Raw genomic sequence first — 14,113 nt, forward strand, 5'->3', positions numbered from 1 at the left:
CATGGCGAAAAAGAAAGAGAACTCCATCAGCTTTGCTGAACGGATGGATATAGTTCAGCGACAATTCAAAAATCTGGATCCGAAAGATCCTTCCAACTGGCCAACGGTCCCCAGGATGGCCCTCTTTTTGTTGACAGTCGTGGCTGTTGCATTTGTCGCATGGTTTGTTTTCTTGAAGGACTATGAGACCGAATTGGACGGTGAGCGCGGCAAGGAAGCCGCCGCACGGGATGAATTTCAGAAAAATTTGGTCAAGGCAGTCAACTTGGAGAGCTTGAAAAAACAGAGGGAGCAGATTCAACATTACGTCGTGCAGTTGGAAAAACAGCTGCCCAACAAAGCTGAAATGGCAGACCTGGTTTCGGATATAACCAAGTCCGGTGCGAGTCGAAATCTGAAGTTTGATCTTTTCAAACCCGGTCAGGTTGCTGTCAAAGATTATTACGCTGAACTTCCCATAGCAATTCGTGTGACGGGGAAGTACCACGATATTGGCGCTTTCGCATCGGATGTGGCTCATCTTTCGCGCATCGTGACGCTCAACAACATATCCATTACACCGGTGAACGATGCGCTGGCGATGGAGGCTACAGCCCGCACTTACAGATATCTGGACCCCGGAGAAGTTCAAGCTCAGAAAAAAGCGGGGGGTGCCAAGTGATGAAAGCCCGTCGAGCGTTACTTTCAGTCTTGCTGGCATTCATCTTGTCGGGTTGCGGTCCCGCAGGGCAGGAGGAGTTGCACCAGTGGATGGCGGATCAGCGAGCCAATGCAAAGCCTGGTGTCAAACCTTTGGAAGAGCCCAAGAAATTCGTCCCTGAATCATATACACAGGGCGATGCGACGGAGCCCTTCAACGCGCTCAGATTGACCCAGATCTTGCAACGTGATTCCGTACAGACTGCATCCAACTCGGCGTTGGTTGCTCCCGAGATGGCCCGACGCAAAGAGCCTTTGGAAGCATTTGCGTTGGAGTCGATAGCCATGGTTGGCAGTTTGAACAAAGAGGATACGCCCACTGCATTGTTGCGAATTGATAATTTGATCTATCAGGTTAAAATTGGAAACTACCTGGGAAAAAATTATGGGAAAATCGTCAAAATAACCGAGTCTTCGATTCAATTGCGTGAAATAGTGCAGGACACAACCGGGGATTGGGTGGAGCGCTCAGCGTCGCTTGATCTGCAAGAGGGTAAAAAATGAAACACAATAATGGCTTGTTTATGAATTTCTTCCGTAACGCTGCTATGGGAGTCTTTATTGCAATCCTTTCTTTTGCTGCGGCTGCACAGGTGGAAATCAACGCGCTTGCATCCAGCGTACAAAGCGGAGTGGAGATCTTGAAGATCGACTTTTCTGATGCTCTGGCGAAACCTCCAACGGGGTTTGCAACGCAGTCGCCGGCACGCATCGCACTTGATTTTCAAGGGGTTTCCAATTCCACGGGAAAATCCGTGCACGAGATGAATCTTGGAAATTTGAAATCCGTGAATATCGTTCAAACCAGCGGGCGCACGCGGGTGATTTTGAATTTGAAATCACCATCATCTTACCATACCGATATTCAAGGGAAATCGCTTGTTTTGTCTTTGGGGTCAGCAGCTGCTGCGTCTTCTGCCGCGGCGACTCCTGCGGCCAACGTTTCTGAAAATGAAAGTGGCGAAATATCATCCTTGAAGGATATTGATTTTCGCCGTGGCACCGATGGCTCTGGTCGTGTGATCGTCAATCTGGCCAGCACACAGGTTGGAGTGGATCTTCAACAGCAGCCAAAGGGGATCATGATCGAATTCTTGCATTCCTCCCTACCTGAAGGATTGCGTCGGCGCCTCGACGTGAGCGATTTTGGAACGCCCGTGCAAACAGTGACTACGACACAATCAGGCGAGCGTGTCCGCATGCTGATCGAATCTACCGGAGATTGGGAGCACAGTGCATATCAGAGTGACAATCAGTTCGTTGTGGAAATCCGTCAAAAGAAGGTGGACCTGAGCAAACTGACACAAGGCCCAGGATACTCTGGTGAGAAGCTTTCGCTGAATTTTCAGAATATTGAAGTGAGATCGCTGCTGCAAGTGATTGCTGACTTCACGAATTTCAATATCGTGACTTCGGACACGGTTGGGGGCACTCTTACGCTGCGACTCAAGGACGTGCCCTGGGACCAGGCGCTCCAGATCATCATGGATGCCAGAGGTCTGGGTATGCGCAAATCCGGGTCCGTAATATGGATTGCGCCGAAGGATGAAATTGATGCCCGAATCAAGAAGGAATTCGAGGCAGCGCAGGCAATACAGCGGCTGGAACCCCTGAGGACGCAGGCATTTCAACTCAATTATGCGAAAGCAGCCGATCTCATTACGCAGCTCTCGGCTGGTGGCGGTGGCGGTGGCGCGCAGGCCTCGCGTTTTCTTTCAGAACGTGGAAGTGCGATTTCTGAGCCCAGGACGAATCAGCTGTTTGTCACGGATACTCCCGGTAAACTGGAGGAGGTTCGTCTGCTCTTGGCCAATCTGGATATCCCCGTCCGCCAGGTTTTGATTGAGGCACGTATTGTGGAGGCCCGTGATTCGTTTGGCCGTTCGCTGGGTGTGCGCCTGGGGGCAACCGACTTGCGCGCGAATCGCGGAGGAGACGGTGGCTACGGAATTGGTGGGAATAACCGGGTGGCTTTTGGCACTTCGTACAATAATGCAATTGCCTCCAGCGGTGCGGGAGGAAACACGAGCACCAATGGGAACTTTGTAAATCTTCCCGCCAGCATTTCGACTGAGAGCAGTGTCGGAAGTTTCGCGCTTTCCATCTTCAACGCTGCCGCCAACAGGTTCCTGAACCTGGAACTATCCGCGATGGAGGCCGATGGAAAAGGTCGTATCGTTTCAAGCCCACGAATCATCACGGCGGACCAAACCAAGGCGCTGATCGAGCAGGGTACGGAATACCCTTATTCCGTGACGGCGCCCAATGGTGCAACTACGCTGGCGTTCAAGAAAGCAGTGCTGAAACTGGAGGTGACGCCACAAATCACCCCGGAAGGAAGCATAATTCTTGACTTGGACGTGAACAAGGATAGTCGAGGGGAATCCACAGATCAGGGCGTTGCCATCGATACAAAGCACATCAAAACCCAAATCTTGATTGAAAATGGCGGGACAGTAGTAATTGGCGGAATTTTCGAGATGGAAGAAACGAATCAGGAAAGCAGGATTCCATTCATCGGTGATATTCCTGTAGTGGGAAATCTGTTCAAAAAGAGAACCAAAGAATCAACGAAGCGCGAGATGTTGGTCTTCATTACTCCGAAAGTCATTTCGGACAATGGACCGAAGAGGTAATTTGCTAACCAGATAGACGATCATGAAAAATACCCTTAAATTTTTGTTCGTGCTTGTTGCCATTGTGGCGGCGGCCTGTGGTGGTGGAAATAGTGGCACGCCAAACGGACCTTCTGCCACCTTGAGAATGCAGCCTCAGATTAGTGGCGTTATCGTTCCTGTAGGGGGCGGTTGGTGGGAGGCGACCCAGATACGCGGAGGGACAAAGCCTTACGATACATTTGACAATGTGGGGGGCTTGGAAGCGAAGGTGGAGGATGACGTTCTATGGGTTCGTGCTTATGGAACAGGAGAGGAGGGTGAAATCGTTGTTTACGACGAGAGTTTGCCTTCCCAACAGGTGAAAATCAAGGGCGCTACACAGGCCGTTCCGATGAGCAGCAACGCCGGTGAATCGTTTAGTTTGACCGCAGGTCAATCCCGGCAGTTCAATGTCAGGGGGGGTATCCCTGGATACACGGTCATCAGTTCCAATCCCGCTGTGGCAGTTGCCAGCATTTCTCGTTCGGCCGTTGTCACAGTCACGGCCCAGTCCATAGCGGGTGACTCCGACATCGTGGTAACTGATGCCACTGGAGTGACGACTCTGAAGGTCAAAGTGACGGTACAGGTTTCTGCGTCTTCTACGTCTCCTGCGCTGAAGGCCGACCCGGAATCGATCACTGCTCCTGCAAATACAATCCATGAGGTGATCATCTCTGGCGGTACCGCTCCCTATACCGTGAAATCTGCTGTGACATTTGACAATACAAGGGACAGCAACACGAACCTGGCCACGGCGTCCATTTCAGGCTCGGTGGTCACCATTACACTGGTTGCTGCGGGATTGGCCAGAGTTGTTGTCACGGACAGTGTTGGCCAGTCAATTACTATTTCGGTAACGATCAACCCGGACCTGATCAAGGTTGCACCTATCAAATATGATGTCAACGAGAATTTCAGGGGGGACATTTTATTCCTGATCGATGGTGGTACAAAACCTTATGCACCACTGTTCAGCTTGGACGATCAACCGTTCATCAGGATAACAATGAATAATGCTAATCCTAATCCCAATATGATTGTCACCGTGGAGCGGTGTGTAGATGCGGACAGAGTTATTCCAATCGACATATATGACACCAAATTGATAAGACAGACGGTGACGTTGACCATCAAGAATGGTACTGCACAATGCGTCGACCGTATCCGACCACCACCACCGTGATGTTGAGCATCAAGAATGATGCCTCACGGAGATGCACAGATCCTTCAGCGGAAACACCAACGACACTGGCATGACATGCAAAAGGACCAATCCATCCGGATGGATCCTTTTGCTTGAGAATAAGACTTCTTGTTCGATGGATTTTTCACTGCGACACGAATGGACGTTGTCATGATATTTTTGGTTTTCCATGCACTCAGTTGAAATATCCTTGGGCGATCGCAGCTACCCTATAGTGATTGGTTCACGCATCTTCCCGGATGGGCTGCCGCTATTGGCTGATATCCGGTCCACCACCGCCGTGGTGGTAAGCAACACCACGGTGGCGCGCCTGCACTTGGCTGGGTGGACGGCATTCTTGGCGACGGTTTATCCGCAGGTTCGGGTGCTTGAACTGCCGGATGGTGAGGAGTTCAAGAATGGGAACTCTTTGGACCGCATATTTACGGCCTTGCTGGAATGGGGCTGTGATCGCAAGACGGTGTTGTTTGCCCTGGGTGGCGGGGTCATCGGGGACGTGACCGGTTTTGCCGCCGCAACCTATATGCGCGGCATTGCCTTCGTCCAAATTCCTACCACCTTGCTGGCCCAGGTCGATTCTTCGGTGGGGGGGAAAACCGCGATCAACCATCGACTCGGGAAAAACATGATCGGGGCCTTCTACCAGCCCCGGCTCGTCATTTGTGATCTGGACATGCTGGCTACCTTGCCTCAAAGGGAGTTGAGCGCCGGTTTGGCCGAGGTCATCAAATACGGTCCGATCGCCGACATGGCCTTGATGGACTGGCTGGAGGCTTCCCTGGACGCCGTGCTGGCCAAGGACCGTGGGGCGTTGGCGCATGTTGTACGGCGCAGCTGCGAGATCAAGGCCTGGGTCGTCGGACAGGACGAAAAGGAAACCGGATTGCGCGCCATCCTGAATTTCGGCCACACCTTTGCCCATGCGATCGAAGCGGGCATGGGCTACGGTGTCTGGCTTCACGGCGAAGCCGTTGCCGCGGGCATGGTGATGGCCGCAGAGCTTTCGCGCAGACTGGGACTGGTCGATGGTTTCTTTGTTCAGCGTCTGACGACCCTGATTCAGCGCGCCGGCCTGCCTGTCCGGGGGCCGGTCATCAATGCGGCGGATAACGCAGGGCGGTACCTCGATCTGATGCGCGTCGACAAGAAGTCCGAAGCAGGAGAGATTCGCTTCGTGGTGATCGATGGACCAGGCAAGGCCGCGCTGCGTACCGCCTCCGACGCGCTGGTGCGCGAGGTCATTGGCGCTTGCTGCGGGTGAGTGCGGTCTTTTGTGACGCGGGGTTGCGCCCATGCGGGACATCGGGCCGCGTGAATAATCGGGCGCATGACGATTCTTCACGCCTGCGTCCATGGCTTCTCGTCGGGCGCCATGCTCATCATTGCCATCGGGGCGCAGAACGTTTTCGTGCTGCGCCAGGGGCTGCGGCGCGAGCATGTGTTCGGGGTGGTGCTGGTGTGCGCGCTGTCCGACGCCATCCTGATTCAGGTTGGTGTCTGGGGCCTGGGCGCCACGGCGTTGGCGTGGCCTGCGCTGGCGTCGGCGCTCCGGTGGCTGGGCGCGGCGTTCCTGTTGCTCTACGCCCTCCGGACGGCGGCGCGCGCATGGCGCCCCGGGGGCCTGGATCCGGGGGCTTCGGTGCCGTTGCCGAGCGCCCGGGGCGCCGTGCTCACCGCGGCCGCGCTCACCTGGCTCAATCCCCATGTGTATCTGGACACCGTGCTGCTGCTCGGCGCTATCGCCAGCCCCTACGGCGACGCGCCCCGCGCGGGCTTTGCCGTGGGGGCGACCCTGGCCAGCTGCGTGTGGTTCGCGGCGCTGGGCTATGGTGCCCGCTGGCTCGCGCCGGTGTTTGCTGCGCCGCAGGCATGGCGGGTTCTGGACGCGCTGATTGCGCTCACGATGGGGCTGCTGGCGGTGGGTCTGCTGCGGTCGGCGGGGTGATTCCGGCGTGCGCGCTCATGCTCCGTCGGTGCGCTTGACCTTCGGGTCGGGGTAGGTTGGCGACTTGGCTTGCTGGGCAAGGCGCTCCTGCTGCGTCGTCCGGTTCAACTCCTGGGCGATCTCGATGGCGCTGCCGCTGGCGCGCCACATGGACTGAATGAATTCCAGAAGCTGCTTGTACATGGGTGGTTCCCTGGGCGGCGGCTGTTCGACGGCTTCCCGCTTCCTGTCCACGGTCCAGTCACGGGGGGGCGCTTCGGCGGTGGGAGACCTGTCCGGCGTGCGCGCGGTGGCGCCTTCTCCCAGCCGGTCGAGTGATTCGACGGGGGTCGGTGCGTTGACGGGGCGCACCGGTGGCGCCCCCGAAGCGCCCGTGGAATACAAATCAGCGCCGGGGGGGCGCCAATTTGGCGATCGGTCGACAGGTGGCAGTTGCATGGCAATGGCCCAAGTTTGGAGAAGCAGTGCTGTGGGTCTTTCGGCCTCTTCGTACATTCCTTACGGCAAAAAGAAGGGGAAATTGAGGTCTTTCTCACGGGTGGCCCGAAATCCGGTGTTTCCCCCATGGCCGCCCGTTGTTTTGGCGCACGCCGCCCCCGGAGGCCGGTCAGAGAAAGCGTTCGAGCAGGCGCCGCGAATGCCGCTCCAGCGCCGTGCTGTCCCGGATCCGGAACAGCACGCCGTCGCCGCTGGCGATCAGCAGGTGCGTGCGTCCATCGAGGCGGCGGATGTCTTCTTCGGCCCTGAGGACGAGCCGGGCCGGGCCCCGGTCGGTTTCCACGTCCCAGGTGCTGGGCGTGGAGAAGCTGGAGACGGCAAGGATTTTTTCGATGCCGGGCGCAAATTCGCGCACTGCCAGCTCTTCCTCTATGCGCTGCCGGACGGCGTCGGCGAGCCGATCGAGCCGGGCAATCCACAGCAGTTCGTGGCCGTCGGGGCCGAGCAGCGCCAGGCCCTCTGCGGGCGCGGCGATCGGGAAGGCGCGCACCGGCGTCACGCCCTCGTGCGCCGTGCCGTCGGGCAATGTCAGTACCAGGCGGCCATGCGCGTTGCGCGTGAGCGCGAACGCGGGAGACGGCGACGGGCAGGGGGTTGCGTTCATGGCCGGCTCCGGCGGGGTCAGGGTTTGTCGGCGTGCAGTTCGCGGCCGGCGCTGCGTGCGCCATCGGACGGGGCGGCGGCGTCGTAGGCGGCGCGGCGCGCCTGCGCCTCGTGGAGCCGCCAGTACGCGCCCTGCTTGTGCATGAGTTCGTCGTGCGCGCCGACCTCGACCACGGCCCCGCGGTCCATGACGACCAGCCGGTCGGCCTTGCGCAGCGTCGAGAGGCGGTGCGCGATGGCAATCGTCGTGCGGCCCCGCACCAGGTTGTCCAGCGCCTTCTGGATTTCCTTTTCGGTTTCCGTGTCCACGGCCGAGGTCGCCTCGTCCAGGATCAGGATGCGCGGGTCGATGAGCAGCGCGCGCGCGATCGAAACGCGCTGGCGTTCGCCGCCCGACAGGCCCTGGCCGCGCTCGCCCACGAGCGCGTCGTAGCCGTGCGGCAGGCGCAGGATGAATTCATGCGCATGCGCGGCGCGCGCTGCGGCGACGATCTCGTCGCGTGTGGCCCCGGGCTTGCCGTAGGCGATGTTCTCGGCGATCGTTCCGAAGAACAGAAAGGGCTCTTGCAGCACCAGGCCGATGTGGCGGCGGTAGTCGGCCACGGCAAAGCGGCGGATGTCCACGCCGTCAACCTGGATGGAGCCCTCGCTCACGTCGTAGAAGCGGCTGATCAGGTTCACCAGCGTGCTCTTGCCCGATCCGCTGTGCCCCACCAGGCCGATCATCTCGCCGGGGCGGATGTCCAGACTCAGCCCCGCGATGACGGCGCGGCTGCCGTAGCGAAAGCCCACTGCCCGCAGGCCGATGGCGCCCCGGACCTGGTCGAGTTGCACGGGCTGGGCGGGGTCGGGAACGCTGCTCACGTGGTCGAGGATGTCGAAGATGCGTTTCGCGCCCGCTGCGGCCTTTTGCGTGACCGAGACGATGCGGCTCATCGAGTCGAGCCGCCCGTAGAAGCGCCCGATGTAGGCGACGAAGGCCGAGAGAACGCCGACCGTGATCCGGCTGTGCGCGACCAGCCAGATGCCGAACGCCCAGACCACCAGCAGGCCGATTTCGGTGAGCAGCGAGACCGTGGGCGTGAACAGGCTCCAGGTCCGGTTGAGCTTGTCGTTGACCTCCAGGTTGTGCTGGTTGGCCGCGTGAAAGCGCCGGGATTCGCGCTGTTCCTGGGCAAAGGCCTTGACCACGCGGATTCCGGGAATGGTGTCGGCGAGCACGTTTGTCACCTCGGACCAGACCCGGTCGATCTTCTCGAAGCCGGTGCGCAGGCGGTCGCGCACGGTGTGGATCATCCAGCCGATGAACGGCAGCGGCAGCAGCGTGACCAGCGCCAGCCAGGGGTTGATGGAGAACAGGATCGCCGCCGTCATGGCGATCATGAGCAGGTCGGTGGCGAAATCGAGCGCGTGCATCGACAGAAAGACGTTGATGCGGTCGGTCTCCGAGCCGATGCGCGCCATCAGGTCGCCCGTGCGCTTGCCGCCAAAGTAGTCCAGCGACAGGCGCATCAGGTGCTCGTAGGTCGTGGTGCGCAGGTCGGCGCCGATGCGTTCGGACACCAGCGCCAGGATGTAGGTGCGCGCCCAGCCCAGGCCCCAGGCGGCGAGCGCGGACAAAAGCAGCCCGCCCAGGTAGAGCAGCACCAGGTCGGGTGCGATCTGCTGGCCGTTCTGGAACGGGATCAGGATCTCGTCCACCAGCGGGATCGTGAGGTACGGCGCGACCAGCGTGGCGGCCATGGACGCCAGCGTCAGGGCAAAGCCGGCGGCCAGCTGCCCGCGGTAAGGCCGCGCAAAACGCCACAGGCGCAGCAGCACCCAGGTGGAGGTTTGTGCGGGCTGCGCGCGGGCGCAGGCCGGGCATTCGGTGCTGTCGGGGGGCAGCGGTTCATGGCAGGTGGGGCAGGCAGGGGCGTCGGCTGTATCTGCTGCCTGGTCCTCGCCCCGGGCGCTCTGCCGTTCGAAGCCGTGCACCAGACGCAGCGCCTGGGTGTGGCGCGACAGGGTAAAGCGCCACAGCGCCAGGCGGGACTGGGCGTCGTGCAGTTCCAGCGTGCCCAGGCCACCATGGTCGTGCAGGCGCAGCGCCAGGGTGCCGTCCACGGGCCAGCTGCGCCAGACCGTGTTGCCCGGGTCGCAGGCCAGCAGGCGTTCGGACGTGAGCACCACCGAGCCTGCGGCAAAGCGCAGCGCCGCGCTCAGGTCAACCTGCAGCGTTGCCAGCACGTTCTCCCCGGGAGCGAGCATGGCCCGCAGGTCGGCCGAGCCGCAAGAGACACCCGAGGCGTCCACGACATGGTGATGTTGCATTTTTGTTTGGTATTTCTGCCACCGGCAGCCTGCAGCGGCCGACCGCGCGCGAGCGCGCATTCTCACCGATGCGCAAGCCCAGACGGGTTCAACGTCCGATGCGACGATTTGGCTGACCCGGCCAGGGCGCTGGAGCCCACCGGACTGGCGCACAATCGGCGCCTGAAAAACACCAGATTCCCAAGCCCGCACCGCCCACCCACCCGCTGCAATCCATGGCGCAATTCGACGACATTCAACTGCTGCGCAGCCACCCCCTGCGCGGCCCGACTATCCGGACCTGCCGGCCCGTGCGCGAGGAGCACTCCGCGCGCACGCAGCCGGGTTTCTTCCATGAGTACCTCACCGATGCGCAAGCAGTGCACGCCCTTTTCGGCCCCTTGATGGGCGGGGTCAGTGGAAGTGGGACCCCCGGATCGGAGGATGCCGATGTCTGATGCACGCACATTGCGCGCCGCCATCTTGTCAGCGCTTGAGGAAACCGGCAGTCCTGGCGGTGAGTTGCAGCCGGGTGCGCTGTACATCCCCTTGTCGCACCTGAGGGCGCTGCGCATGGACACCAGCGTGGTCGTGGGGGGGCGGGGTGTGGGGAAGTCTTTTTGGACGGCCGTGTTGCAGTCCAGCACGCTGCGTGGGCTGATCGGTTCACCCGAACTCGATGGCGTCGAGGTTCGGGTGGGTTTTGCCGGCCGGCAGGACATTGGCCACTATCCGAACGCCGACGTGTTCGCTGCCTTCATCGATGGCGGGGGGGATCCTTGCGATCTCTGGCGCGCCACCGTGTTGCGCTGGATCGCTGAGCGCGCGCAGCAGAGCGTGCCCATGGCCAGTTGGCCGGACACCGTCGCTTGGCTGAAGTCCAAACCCGAAGCCGCGGCGCGCCTGATGCAACGCCGCGGCGACTGGCGTGGCCTGATCCTGTTCGATGCCCTGGACCGCACGAGCAACGACTGGCAGCGAATGGATGACATCGTGCGCGGCCTTTTGCGGGCCATGCTTTGGATCCAGTCTTTTCCGGGCCTGCACGCGAAGGTTTTTTTGCGCGAAGACCAGGCGCAGCGCACCGTTTTCAACTTTCCGGACGCGTCCAAGCTCGCGGCCACCCGGGCCGAGCTGGTTTGGGCCAGACACGATCTGCACGGCTTGCTGTGGCAGCGGCTGGTGAACGCGCCGGATCCGCACGGCGAATGTTTGTGCGCGATGGCCTACGCGACGAAGTACGACGGCGTCTGGTGGTTGCCCGATGCCATGAAGCGGGAATCCAGCACGCAGCGTGCACTGTTCGAGCGGCTTGCCGGCCCCTGGATGGGCAGCGACCGGCGGCGCGGTGTGCCCTATAGCTGGTGCGTCAGCCACTTGGCGGACGGGCGCGGCCAGACCTCGCCGCGCTCCTTTCTCGCGGCGATCCGCCAGGTCGCCGAGGACTCCGGCAACCGGTACCCGGAGCACGCGCTTGCCCTGCATTACGAGAGCATGAAGCGCGGCATTCAGAAGGCGTCGGAGATCCGCGTGCAGGAAATGGCCGAGGACTACCCCTGGGTATCGGACCTGCTCTCGGAGCTCAGGGGAATGAGCGTGCCGTGCGACTACGCCGAGGTGCAAGCGCGCTGGCAGGCACGGTTTCCTGACGGGCCGCAAAGCATTGCCTCGCTGCGGCTGCCGGCGCAGCACGCCGAGCGCGGCTGGGACGGCCTGCGCGAGGACTTGCAGCGGCTGGGCCTGATCAAAACCAGGGAGGACGGTCGCATCGACATGCCGGACCTCTACCGCATCGGCTTTGGCCTGGGGCGCAGGGGCGGCGTCAGGCCGAGGAATCGAGCGCCGTGAGCCTGCGCGCGCAGGGTCTGCGGTCATTGTCTGGCTGACGGCGTCCGACGACTCCTGGCACGGCAAACGACCCCCCCGACCGGCGCACAATCAGCGCCCGAAAGAAACACCGCAAACCCCACCCGCTGCAACCCATGGCGCAATTCGACGACATCCAACTGCTGCGCATCAACTACCTGCGCGGCCCGAATATCTGGACCTACCGGCCCGTGCTCGAGGTGTGGCTCGATCTGGGCGGGCTGGAGGAGCGTGCCTCGAACACGCTGCCCGGTTTTACCGAGCGCCTGACCAGCTGGCTGCCGGCGCTGATCGAGCACCACTGCGGCGTGGGCGAGCGCGGCGGCTTCCTGCAGCGCCTGCAGGAAGGCACTTGGTGCGGCCATGTGCTCGAGCACATCGTCATCGAACTGCTCAATCTTGCGGGAATGCCCACGGGCTTTGGTCAGACGCGCGGCACTTCGCAGCGCGGCGTGTACCGCATGGTGTTTCGCGCGCGCGACGAGCAGGTCGGCCGGGTGGCGCTGGCGCAGGGCCACTGCCTGATCATGGCGGCGATCAACGGCCTGGCCTTTGACGTGCCGGCGGCCGTGGCGCGCGTGCGCACCGAGGTTGACGACCAGTACCTGGGCCCGAGCACGGCCTGCATCGTCACCGCCGCGACCGAGCGCGCAATCCCGCATATCCGCCTGAACAGCGGCAACCTGGTGCAACTGGGCTACGGCGCCAGCCAGCGCCGCATCTGGACCGCCGAGACCGAGTTCACCAGCGCCATCGCCGAAGGCATCGCCGGCGACAAGGACCTGACCAAGGGCCTGCTGCGCTCCTGCGGTGTGCCGATCCCCGAAGGCCAATTGGTCGATAGCCCCGAAGAAGCCTGGCAGGCCGCGCAGGACATCGGCCTGCCCGTGGTGCTCAAGCCGTCGGACGGCAACCACGGCCGCGGCGTGACGCTGGACCTGCGCGCGCAGCAGGACATCGAAGCCGCCTACCATGCCGCCCGCCCCGAGGGCAGCGGCGTGCTCGTCGAGCGCTTCATTCCGGGCGACGAGCACCGCCTGCTGGTGGTCGGCGGAAAGATGGTCGCCGCGGCGCGCGGCGAGGTCGTGGGCATCACGGGCAATGGCCGCTCCACGGTGGCCGAACTGATCGACAGCCAGCTCAACGCCGACCCGCGCCGGGGCTACGAAGAGGAGTACCCGCTGGCAATCATCAACGTCGAACGCAGCGCCGCAGTGCAGTTGGAACTCAGGCGCCAGGGGCTGGACGCCGCTTCGGTTCCCGCTGCCGGCCGGCAGATCGTGGTGCAGCGCAACGGCAACGTGGCCGTGGACTGCACGGACGAGGTGCACCCCGAGGTGGCCTACACCGCGGCGCTGGCGGCCAAGGTGGTGGGCCTGGACATCGCCGGAATCGACCTGGTGGCGCGCGACATCTCCAGGCCGCTGCAGGAGCAGGGCGGCGCGATCGTCGAGGTCAACGCCGGCCCCGGACTGCTCATGCACCTCAAGCCCGCCGTGGGCGCGCCGCGCCCGGTGGGCCAGGCGATCGTGGAGCACCTGTTCCCCGCGGAGGACGCTGCGGACAACCAGGCCGGGCGGATTCCCGTGGTCGGCGTCGCGGGAACGCGCGGCACGGCGACCATCGCGCGCCTCGTGGCCTGGCTGCTGCAACTCAGCGGGCGCCACACCGGACTGGCCTGCCGCGAAGGGCTGTTCCTGAACCGCCGCTGCGTGCAGGCCGGCGACTGCGCGCACTGGGAAGCGGCGCGCTGCCTGCTCATGAACAAGATGGTGCAGGCCGCGGTGATCGAAAGCGACGCGCGCAGCATCCTGCGTGATGGCCTGGCCTACGACCGCTGCCAGGTGGGCGTGGTGACCGACATGGACGGCGTGGAAACGCTGGCCGAGTTCGACCTGCACGAGCAGGCGCAGATGACCCGGGTACTGCGCACCCAGATCGACGTAGTGCTCACCGGGGGCGCCGCCGTCCTGAACGCCGCGATTGCCCAGGTCGCGGACCTGGCGCCGCTGTGCGACGGCGGCGTGCTGCTGTACGCGCAGGACGCCGCCCTGCCCGCGATCGCCGCGCACCGCGCGCGCGACAACGGCCGCGCCGTGGTCGTGGAAAACGGCTGCGTGCTGCTCGCCACGGGAAGCGCCGGGCAGCGGCTCGGACCGTTGTCGGAGCTCTGTTTCGGGCGCCATGCCGTGCGCCCCGACACCGACGCGCTGCTCGCCGCGATCGGCGCCGCGTGGGCGCTGGACATCGCCCCCGACCTGATTGGCGCAGGAATCAAGACCTTCGAGCCCGAGTTCGCGGCGCGCGCCGGCCTGCGCTCCTGACGTCCCCCCACGCACTGAAAGA

Annotated in this window: 12 protein-coding genes; 9 read left to right on the forward strand and 3 right to left on the reverse strand. The window is 62.2% G+C overall.

Translation table 11 applies throughout. The features are described from left to right. The first annotated feature begins 1 nt into the window (after position 1). From pilO to D5041_RS04270, 6 genes are all read left to right on the forward strand, one after another. Positions 2-661: a type IV pilus inner membrane component PilO gene (gene pilO, locus D5041_RS04245; protein WP_265282339.1), complete on the forward strand. Its 660-nt coding sequence runs from the start codon at positions 2-4 to the stop codon at positions 659-661. Continuing rightward, positions 661-1,203, forward strand: coding sequence for a pilus assembly protein PilP (locus tag D5041_RS04250; RefSeq protein ID WP_265282340.1), 543 nt, complete (start codon positions 661-663; stop codon positions 1,201-1,203). Before pilO ends, D5041_RS04250 begins: the two co-directional genes overlap by 1 nt. Further along, positions 1,200-3,335 (forward strand): type IV pilus secretin PilQ, encoded by a 2,136-nt coding sequence (locus D5041_RS04255; RefSeq protein ID WP_265283951.1) that lies wholly within the window; start codon positions 1,200-1,202, stop codon positions 3,333-3,335. Before D5041_RS04250 ends, D5041_RS04255 begins: the two co-directional genes overlap by 4 nt. Before the next feature lie 22 nt (positions 3,336-3,357). Further along, positions 3,358-4,542 carry an Ig-like domain-containing protein gene (locus D5041_RS04260; protein ID WP_265283952.1) on the forward strand — a complete coding sequence of 395 codons (1,185 nt, stop codon included), beginning with the start codon at positions 3,358-3,360 and terminating at the stop codon, positions 4,540-4,542. 190 nt (positions 4,543-4,732) lie between these two features. Further along, positions 4,733-5,824 (forward strand): 3-dehydroquinate synthase, encoded by a 1,092-nt coding sequence (gene aroB, locus D5041_RS04265; protein WP_265283953.1) that lies wholly within the window; start codon positions 4,733-4,735, stop codon positions 5,822-5,824. 66 nt (positions 5,825-5,890) lie between these two features. Then, a complete protein-coding gene (locus D5041_RS04270) occupies positions 5,891-6,508 on the forward strand; it encodes a LysE/ArgO family amino acid transporter (RefSeq protein ID WP_265283954.1) in 618 nt (205 codons plus the stop codon). Between the two features lie 15 nt (positions 6,509-6,523). Here D5041_RS04270 and D5041_RS04275 read toward each other — a convergent pair whose 3' ends face one another. From D5041_RS04275 to D5041_RS04285, 3 genes are all read right to left on the reverse strand, one after another. Next, positions 6,524-6,946, reverse strand: coding sequence for a hypothetical protein (locus tag D5041_RS04275; protein ID WP_029554022.1), 423 nt, complete (start codon positions 6,944-6,946; stop codon positions 6,524-6,526). A gap of 169 nt (positions 6,947-7,115) precedes the next feature. Continuing rightward, complete coding sequence (locus tag D5041_RS04280; protein ID WP_010100244.1) at positions 7,116-7,610, reverse strand: cyanophycin metabolism-associated DUF1854 family protein; 495 nt, start codon at positions 7,608-7,610, stop codon at positions 7,116-7,118. Between the two features lie 17 nt (positions 7,611-7,627). After that, positions 7,628-9,922, reverse strand: coding sequence for a cyanophycin metabolism-associated ABC transporter (locus tag D5041_RS04285; protein WP_265283955.1), 2,295 nt, complete (start codon positions 9,920-9,922; stop codon positions 7,628-7,630). A gap of 215 nt (positions 9,923-10,137) precedes the next feature. On the opposite strand from D5041_RS04285, the gene D5041_RS04290 reads away from it, so the two are divergent. The 3 genes from D5041_RS04290 to D5041_RS04300 all read left to right on the forward strand — a co-directional run bounded on the left by D5041_RS04290 (position 10,138) and on the right by D5041_RS04300 (position 14,091). Further along, positions 10,138-10,359 carry a hypothetical protein gene (locus tag D5041_RS04290; protein WP_010100241.1) on the forward strand — a complete coding sequence of 74 codons (222 nt, stop codon included), beginning with the start codon at positions 10,138-10,140 and terminating at the stop codon, positions 10,357-10,359. Further along, the gene (locus tag D5041_RS04295; RefSeq protein ID WP_029554021.1) at positions 10,352-11,749 is read left to right on the forward strand and encodes a hypothetical protein; all 1,398 of its coding nucleotides are present in this window, start codon (positions 10,352-10,354) and stop codon (positions 11,747-11,749) included. Before D5041_RS04290 ends, D5041_RS04295 begins: the two co-directional genes overlap by 8 nt. Positions 11,750-11,883: 134 nt before the next feature. Continuing rightward, entirely contained in the window at positions 11,884-14,091 is a 2,208-nt protein-coding gene (locus tag D5041_RS04300) for a cyanophycin synthetase (RefSeq protein WP_265258196.1), read from the forward strand. Positions 14,092-14,113 lie beyond the last annotated feature (22 nt).

It is taken from the genome of Verminephrobacter aporrectodeae subsp. tuberculatae, from assembly GCF_026127385.1.
Taxonomy (GTDB): domain Bacteria; phylum Pseudomonadota; class Gammaproteobacteria; order Burkholderiales; family Burkholderiaceae_C; genus Acidovorax; species Acidovorax aporrectodeae.

Excerpts from the sequence above, each read along its gene's own strand:
- pilO (WP_265282339.1), top strand. The coding sequence starts at position 2 with ATGGCGAAAAAGAAAGAGAACTCCATCAGCTTTGCTGAACGGATGGAT.
- D5041_RS04250 (WP_265282340.1), top strand. The coding sequence starts at position 661 with ATGAAAGCCCGTCGAGCGTTACTTTCAGTCTTGCTGGCATTCATCTTG.
- D5041_RS04255 (WP_265283951.1), top strand. The coding sequence starts at position 1,200 with ATGAAACACAATAATGGCTTGTTTATGAATTTCTTCCGTAACGCTGCT.
- D5041_RS04260 (WP_265283952.1), top strand. The coding sequence starts at position 3,358 with ATGAAAAATACCCTTAAATTTTTGTTCGTGCTTGTTGCCATTGTGGCG.
- aroB (WP_265283953.1), top strand. The coding sequence starts at position 4,733 with ATGCACTCAGTTGAAATATCCTTGGGCGATCGCAGCTACCCTATAGTG.
- D5041_RS04270 (WP_265283954.1), top strand. The coding sequence starts at position 5,891 with ATGACGATTCTTCACGCCTGCGTCCATGGCTTCTCGTCGGGCGCCATG.
- D5041_RS04275 (WP_029554022.1), bottom strand. The coding sequence starts at position 6,946 with ATGCAACTGCCACCTGTCGACCGATCGCCAAATTGGCGCCCCCCCGGC.
- D5041_RS04280 (WP_010100244.1), bottom strand. The coding sequence starts at position 7,610 with ATGAACGCAACCCCCTGCCCGTCGCCGTCTCCCGCGTTCGCGCTCACG.
- D5041_RS04285 (WP_265283955.1), bottom strand. The coding sequence starts at position 9,922 with ATGCAACATCACCATGTCGTGGACGCCTCGGGTGTCTCTTGCGGCTCG.
- D5041_RS04290 (WP_010100241.1), top strand. The coding sequence starts at position 10,138 with ATGGCGCAATTCGACGACATTCAACTGCTGCGCAGCCACCCCCTGCGC.
- D5041_RS04295 (WP_029554021.1), top strand. The coding sequence starts at position 10,352 with ATGTCTGATGCACGCACATTGCGCGCCGCCATCTTGTCAGCGCTTGAG.
- D5041_RS04300 (WP_265258196.1), top strand. The coding sequence starts at position 11,884 with ATGGCGCAATTCGACGACATCCAACTGCTGCGCATCAACTACCTGCGC.